This window comes from Streptomyces luteolus, assembly GCF_029968015.1.
Taxonomy (GTDB): Bacteria; Actinomycetota; Actinomycetes; order Streptomycetales; family Streptomycetaceae; genus Streptomyces; species Streptomyces luteolus.
In genome coordinates, this window is the sequence record NZ_JASCIS010000061.1 from 36,337 (window position 1) to 43,538 (window position 7,202).

At 73.6% G+C, this 7,202-nt stretch carries 4 protein-coding genes; 2 read left to right on the top strand and 2 right to left on the bottom strand.

Features of this window, described 5'->3' with window-relative positions; translation table 11 throughout:
- Window positions 1–37: 37 nt before the first annotated feature.
- The gene (locus QIT00_RS35300; RefSeq protein WP_282539586.1) at window positions 38–907 is read right to left on the bottom strand and encodes a MerR family transcriptional regulator; all 870 of its coding nucleotides are present in this window, start codon (window positions 905–907) and stop codon (window positions 38–40) included.
- A gap of 422 nt (window positions 908–1,329) precedes the next feature.
- Here QIT00_RS35300 and QIT00_RS35305 point away from each other — a divergent pair, with 422 nt between their 5' ends.
- The gene (locus tag QIT00_RS35305; RefSeq protein WP_282539590.1) at window positions 1,330–2,517 is read left to right on the top strand and encodes a Cmx/CmrA family chloramphenicol efflux MFS transporter; all 1,188 of its coding nucleotides are present in this window, start codon (window positions 1,330–1,332) and stop codon (window positions 2,515–2,517) included.
- A 138-nt stretch (window positions 2,518–2,655) separates the two neighbouring features.
- On the opposite strand, the gene QIT00_RS35310 is transcribed toward QIT00_RS35305, so the two are convergent.
- Window positions 2,656–3,417, bottom strand: a complete 762-nt coding sequence (locus QIT00_RS35310; RefSeq protein WP_282539587.1) for an SDR family oxidoreductase — start codon at window positions 3,415–3,417, stop codon at window positions 2,656–2,658.
- A 195-nt stretch (window positions 3,418–3,612) separates the two neighbouring features.
- Between QIT00_RS35310 and QIT00_RS35315 the strand changes: the two genes are divergently transcribed.
- A partial coding sequence (locus tag QIT00_RS35315) for an AfsR/SARP family transcriptional regulator (protein ID WP_282539588.1) occupies window positions 3,613–7,202 on the top strand: 3,590 nt, incomplete at its 3' end.

The window sequence follows — 7,202 nt, forward strand, 5'->3', positions numbered from 1 at the left end:
GCTCCGGGGGCGGAGCCCGACAGGGGCGCGGGGTGGCCTACCGGTTCTGTACCGGGAACGCGATGTCGCACACCTCGTCCTGCGGGCCCGCCGCGTCCCAGTCCGCGAAGTAGATCTCCCGGCACGGCCCGGCGATCGTCAGGCCCTGCTCCGCGATCCATGCCTCGACCGCCTCGTACGCGGAGTTGATCTGCGGATGCGCGACCTGCGCCTTGGTGATCCGGGTGCGGACGAGCCGCGTCGCGGGCACGGTCCGGGCCCGGCCGCCGTGCCCGTTCGTCTCCGCCCAGGCACGTGCGGCGTCCGCGTCGGCGACCGGTACGCAGGACTCGGCCGGGCCGTCGCTCTCCTGGCTGACCTCCGCGTAGTACTGGACGAACGGCGCGTCCACGATGCCCCCGCACTGCTCCCGCGCGGCCTGCTCCAGGCGGCCGAGCGAGGCGCCGATGAACGCCGGCAGCTCGTGCGCGAGCGTGTGCCGGAACTCGCTGATCACCTGTTGCTCGGGTACGTCGACGGTCCTGATCTCGAACTTCTCGTACATCTCGGAACTCCTTCCGGTCAGGCGTCCACGGAGGTGATCCACGAGCGTCCGCTGCCCCGCCACCCGCTCCTCGACGGTTCTCCAGTACGCGGCGAGCGCCTCGGCCGCGACCGGGCCCGGCAGGTCCAGGAGCTGCCGGATGCGCGCGAGCGGCATGTCGAGCCGCCTGAGCAGCGTGATCAGCCGGGCCCGTGCCACCTGTGCGCCGCGGTAGTAGCGGTAGCCGGTGGCCTCGTCCACGTACGCGGGCGCGAGCAGCCCCTGCCGGTCGTAGAGCCGCAGCGCCTTGGGCGAGAGCCGGGCGCGGGCGGCGAAGACGCCGATGGTGAGGAGGGCGTCGTCGGGTGCTTGCGGTGCGTTCACGGGTTCATCCTCCGTGGCCGGGCGGCCGTTCCGCCCGGTCGGAGACTGAGCGTGGGGTCTGCCCCTGGGGCAAGGTCAAGAACTCGGTGGACCGGGCGGCGCGCGGGCGGATAGCGTGCGCCGCATGGCGAGCCCCGAGGCCTCCAGAGGCTAGCCACCGGACCACGCGTCCGGTGGCTGTACGAGTGGTCCTTCCAGGCGTGCGCGCGCCGACGTCGTATGTCGTACATCGCATGCCGCATGCCGCATGCCGCATGCCGCATGCCGCATGCCGCACGCCGACCCGTCGTACAGCCGAGGCCCACTCCCCTTCACCTCTCACCCCTGCCGCCCTCTGCGGGCAGGGCTGGAGTCTCGACATGCCTCGTGCACCTCGCATGCCCCGCATGCCCCGCAAGCCCCGCATGCCACGCAACGCCCGCATGCCCCTCACCGTCCATCTCCTCGGACTCGCCGTCTTCGCCATGGGCACGTCCGAGTTCATGCTCTCCGGGCTCGGCCCCGACATCGCCGCCGAGCTGCACGTCTCCGTCCCGACCGCGGCCACGCTGACCTCGGCGTTCGCCGTGGGGATGGTGGTCGGCGCCCCGGCGGCCGCGCTCCTCAGCCTGCGCTGGCCGCGCCGCCGGGCGCTGCTCGTCTTCCTCGGCGCCTTCCTGCTCACGCATGTCGCGGGCGCGCTGACGTCCAGCTTCGCGACGCTGCTCGCCCTGCGCTTCGTGGGGGCGCTCGCCAACGCCGGGTTCCTCGCGGTCGCCCTCGCTACGGCGGTCTCGCTCGTCCCGCCCGACGCCAAGGGGCGGGCGACGTCCGCGCTGCTCGGCGGGGTCACCGTGGCGTGCGTCGCGGGCGTGCCCGGTGGTGCGCTCCTCGCCCAACTGTGGGGCTGGCGCGCGGCGTTCTGGGCGGTGGCCGTGCTCTCACTGCCCGCACTCGTCGCCCTCGTACGGTCCGTACCCGTCGGACACGCGGAGGGAGCGCCCCGCCCGGACGCCCGCCGCGAACTTGCCGCTCTGCGCGGCCGGGACCTCCGACGCACGCTGCTGCTCGGTGCGTTGGTCAACGGCGCGACGTTCTGCGCCTTCACCTACCTGGCCCCGCTCCTCACCGGCGTCACGGGCCTCGCCGCGTCCTGGGTGCCGGTGCTGCTCGCGCTGTTCGGCGTGGGCTCGTTCGTGGGCGTCACGCTCGGCGGCCGGTACGCGGACACGCATGCCGCGCGCCTGCTGACCGTCGGCACGCTCGCCCTCTGCGCGGGCTGGCCGCTGTTCGCCCTCACGTCGAGCTGGGCCCCGGCGACCCTGGCCCTCGCGTTCGTCCAGGGCGCCCTGTCGTTCGCCGTCGGCTCGACCCTGATCTCCCGCATCCTGTACGCGGCCCCCGAGGCCCCGACCCTCGCCGGCGCCTACGCGACCTCATCCTTCAACATCGGCGCCGCCCTTGGCCCTTGGCTGGGCGGCCTGCCGGTCTCGGCGGGGGCCGGGTTCCGGGGACCTCTGTGGGTGAGCGCGGGGTTGGTGGCTGCCGCGGTGGGGGTGGGGGCGTTGCGGGCGTTGCGGGTTGCCGTACGGCGGGGGAGGGGGAAGGTGCGGGTGCGGGTTCGGACCTGACCGGGACGGTCGGCGGCCACCTGGTCCGGGCGAATCCGGGACGGTCGGCGGCCACCTGGTCCGGGCCAGGTGGCCGCCTCACACAGGGGTCGGGATCAGTCTCGTACGGCCGGTGTCCGTGGCCGGTGGGCCGGGGATTCAGTGGGCGGCGACGAGGCCCTGGGCGAAGCCGCCGTCGACGGCCAGCTCGACATTGGTGGTGAAGGTCGCGTCGGCGGCCAGGAAGAGCGAGGCCGCGGCGACCTCCTCGACCGTGCCGTTGCGCCCCAGCGGCGTGCTCTCGTCACCCTGCTGCTCGAACTCCCTGCGCTGCTCCTCCGTCAGACCGGCCACCCCCATCGTCGGCGTCTTGATGAAGCCGGGAGCGACCGAGTTCACCCGGATACGCCGGGGCAGCAACTCGGCCGCCAGTACGTGGGCCAGGGCGCGGGTGGCCTCCTTCGACGCGGAGTACGCGCTGAGCCCGGGGAAGACGACGTCGTTGGCGACCGTGGTGAACACGATCGATCCGCCGTCCTCGATCAGCGGGGCCAGAGCCTGGACGGTGAAGAAGACGCCCTTGGTGTTGACGGCGAACTGGCGGTCCCAGGACGTCTCCGTGACCTCCGCCAGCTCCGCGAACTCCGCGATGCCGTGGTTGACGAAGAGGTGGTCGACGCGGCCGAGCTTCTCCTGGGCGAGGTTGGCCAGGGCGGCGATGTCCGCCATGCTGGCCGCGTCGGAGCGTACGACGTGCGCCGCCTCGCCCTTGAGCTCCGACCGGGCCTCTTCGAGGGTCCGCTCACTGCGGCCCGTCAGGACGACCTCGGCGCCTTCGGCGAGCAGCGCCTTGACGATCGCCAGGCCCATACCGTGCGTCCCGCCGGTGACGACGGCCTTCTTGCCCGTGAACCTGCTCATGATGAATGACTCCTTCGGCTGGTTGTGCTCATGGCTTGTGCTCGTAGCTCGTAGCTCGTAGCTCGTAGCTCGTAGCTCGTAGCTCGTAGCTCGTAGCCCGTGGCTCGTGGTTGCGGTTGCGGGAACGACTCTGCTGGGCGGCGCATTCGGTCTGCCTGCGGTCTGCTTTCGGTCCGCTTTCCGTACGCTGGACCGATGCGCTTTGGGGTACTGGGACCACTGGCCGTCTGGAGGGCGGACGGCGATCTCGCGACGGTGCCGGAGGCGAAGGTGCGCGCTCTGCTCGCCGATCTCCTGGTCACGCCACGTCAGGTCGTCTCCGCCGACCGGCTGGTCGACGACCTGTGGGGCGAGACCCCGCCGGCCCGCCCGGCCGCGGCGCTGCAGACCCTGGTGTCCCGACTGCGCAAGGCGCTGGCGGCTGCCGGGGAGGACGGCCTGGTCGTGCACCGACCGCCGGGCTACCAACTGCGAGTCTCCGACGACGCGATGGACGCGGAACGTTTCCTCGCGCTGGCCGACCGGGCCCGTCGCGCCGCCGACCCCCGCGAACGGGCCGCGGGATTCGCCGAGGCACTGGCGGAGTGGCGAGGGCCCGCCTTCGCCGGTTTCGCGGACGAGCCCTTCGCCCGGGCGGCGGCGGCACGGCTGGAGGAAGAGCGGCTCCTGGTGCACGAGGAGCAGGCCGAGGCCCGACTCCAGCTGGGCGAACACGGTCCACTGGCAGGGGAGTTGAGGGAGCTGACCGAGCGTCACCCCTTACGCGAACGGCTGCGCGCGGCCCATATGCGCGCCCTGTACGGCAGTGGCCGTCCGGGTGAGGCGCTCGCGGTCTACCAGGAGGTGCGCCGCCTGCTCGCCGACGAGTTGGGGCTTGAGCCGGGCCCTGAACTGGCCGCGCTCCAGCGGCAGATACTCAACCAGGAGGGCCAGGAAGGCCTGTCCGCTTCTGCCACCCCCGTCGTCGTGCCCGCCGCTCAGGCGGAGTCGCTCCGCCCCCCGCCGGTGGCCGCGAAGCTGCCCGTTCCGCTCTCCGGCCTGATCGGGCGGTCGCGATCCGTGGCCGACGTACGGGCGTTGCTCGTCACGGAACGGCTGGTGACACTGACCGGCCCGGGCGGAGTCGGGAAGACCCGCCTTGCCCTGGAGGTCGCGGGCACGTCGGAGACCTACGAGCCGGAAACGTACGAACCGGAAACGTACGAACCGGAAACGTACGAACCGGAAACGTACGAGCCGGAAACCTACGACAGCGGGCCCCAATTCCCCGACGGCGTACGCCTGGTGGAACTTTCCGGCGCGGCTCGTTCGGCCGAGGCGTCGGGTCCCGCCGTCGACGAGCTGGCGGAGGTGGCCGCCGTGGCGCTCGGCATCAGGGACGACGCCCGTACCGGCGCACTGCCCCCGTCGGCGGCCGGCAGTCCGCACCCGTTGGCGGACCGGTTGGCGGACGCGTTGCGCGACCGGCGTCTGCTGCTCGTGCTGGACAACTGCGAGCATGTCATCGAGGCGGTGGCCGCCCTGGCGCGACTGCTGCTCCAGGCCGCGCCAGGAGTGCGCCTTCTGGCCACCAGCCGCGAGCCGCTGGGCCTCGCGGGCGAACAGCTGTGGCCGGTGGCCCCGTTGGGCGTACCGGAGCCCGGAGCCGCGCTGCCCGATGTGACGCGGTCGAGCGCGGTGCGGCTCTTCGTGGCGCGCGCCGCCGCCGCGTCGCCCGGCTTCACCCTCTCCGAGGGCAACGCCGAGGCGGTCGCCACCATCTGCCGCCGCATGGACGGCATTCCGCTCGCCGTGGAACTGGCGGCCACCCGGCTCCGCGTGCTGGGCACCGACGCACTCGCCGAGCGGCTCGACGACCGGTTCGGGCTCCTGACCAGCGGGCGGCGGGACGCCCCTGCGCGGCAGCAGACCCTGCGCGCGGTGATCGACTGGAGTTGGGACCTGCTGACCGCCGCCGAGCGCGCGGTGCTGCGCCGCCTGGCGGTCCACCCCGACGGCTGCACCCTGGACGCCGCCGAGGCACTCTGCTCCGGGGGCGGCGTGAAGCCCGGCGAGGTCGTCGACCTGCTGGCTCGTCTGGTGGACCGGTCCCTCGTGGTCGTCGCCGACAGCACACAGCGCCCCGCCGCCTCCGAAGAACCGCGCCCGCGCTACCGCCTCCTTGAGTCGGTGGCGGCGTACTGCCTGGAACAGCTGCGGGCGACGCCGCCGGAGCAGCACCCTGCGGGGGAGCAGTCGTACGGGGGCGGGCCCGCGACCGAGTACGACCACATGCGCCAGGCCCACCTCCGCTACTACGTCGAGCTCGCCGGGCGGGCCGAGAGCGGGCTGCGCGGCGCTGACCAGCAGCGTTGCCTGCACCGTCTGGACGCCGAAGCGGCCAACCTGCGCGCCGCCCTCGACACCGCGGCCGCCACGGGCGAGGCCGGGCTCGCCCTGCGCCTCGTGCGAGCCCTGTCCTGGTACTGGTTCCTGCGTGGCCGGCTCACGGAGGCGAAGCGCTGCCTGGCCACGGCGCTCGCCATCGGTCAGACTCCGGCGGCCACCGAGCGGAGGACCGGGGCGGCCGGTGCCGAGCGGAGGACCGGGGCGGCCGGTGCCGAGCGGAGGACCGGGACGGCCGGTGCCGAGCGGAGGACCGGGGCGGCCGGTGCCGACCGTGCCCACGTGGCCGCGTGGCACGCGGGAATGGTCCTGCTGTCCGGCGACCCGCTGGGCTCCGGACGAGCCGGTCGCGTACCGCTGCGGCTGTACGAGGAGATGACCGACGTCGGCGAGATCGGCCGGGTCGGCCCGGGCTGGTTCCTCGCCCATGCCGCGACGATGTTCGGTGCGCTGGAGGTGGGTGAGGAGCTGGTACGCCGGACGCTCGCCGACGCCCGGACGGCGGGCGACCGCTGGGGCGTCGCGGCGGCGCTGAGCGTACGGGGCGTACAGCGGTACGTACGAGGTGAGCTGGCGGCTTCCCGGTCCGACGCCGCGGAGAGCCTCGCCCGCTTCCGTGAACTCGGCGACCGCTGGGGCCAGTTGCAGGCCACCGGGGTCCTGGGCAGGCTCGCGGAGATCGAGGGCGACTACCGGTCGGCGGAGGCCGAGCACGAGAACGGCCTGCGCATCGCCGAGGAACTCGGCCTGTGGACCGAGGCATCGGTCCGCTGGTCCGAACTGGGCCGTATCGCGCTCCTCGACGGCGATCACGCGCGAGCCGAGCGACTCCACCACAACGGCCGACGGCTCGCCGTCCAGCACGCCGACCACCGCGCTCAGGAGTTCGCCGAGGTCGGACTCGCCCTCGGGGCCCGGCGCCAGGGACGCTGGGCGGACGCCGAGCGCTACCTGCGCCCCTGGCTGAAGTGGAACCGTCGCTTCGAGGCGGAGAACGGCACCGCCCTCATCCTCGCCGAACTCGGTTTCCTCGCCGAACTCCGCGGCGACCACGCCGCCGCCCTGGCCCTCCAAACGGAGGGCCTGACAGCCGCCCGTGCCACCGGGGACCCCCGAGCCGTCGCCCTCGCCCTGGAGGGTCTGGCGGGCGCCCATCACCTGGCCGGCCGCTCCGAAGTCGCCGCACGCCTCCTCGGCAGCGCCCACCGCGCCCGCACCGATGTGCGCGCGCCGCTGCCGCCGGCCGAACGCGGCGACGTCGACCGCATCACCACCGCCGTCCGCACGACCCTCGGCGAGTCCGCATTCGCTGCGGCGTTCGTGAGTGGGGGCGGCGAGGGCGGCGGGGGCACGGAGGGCGGCGAGGGCATTGAGGGCGGCGAGGGCGGAGGCTCCGCCTC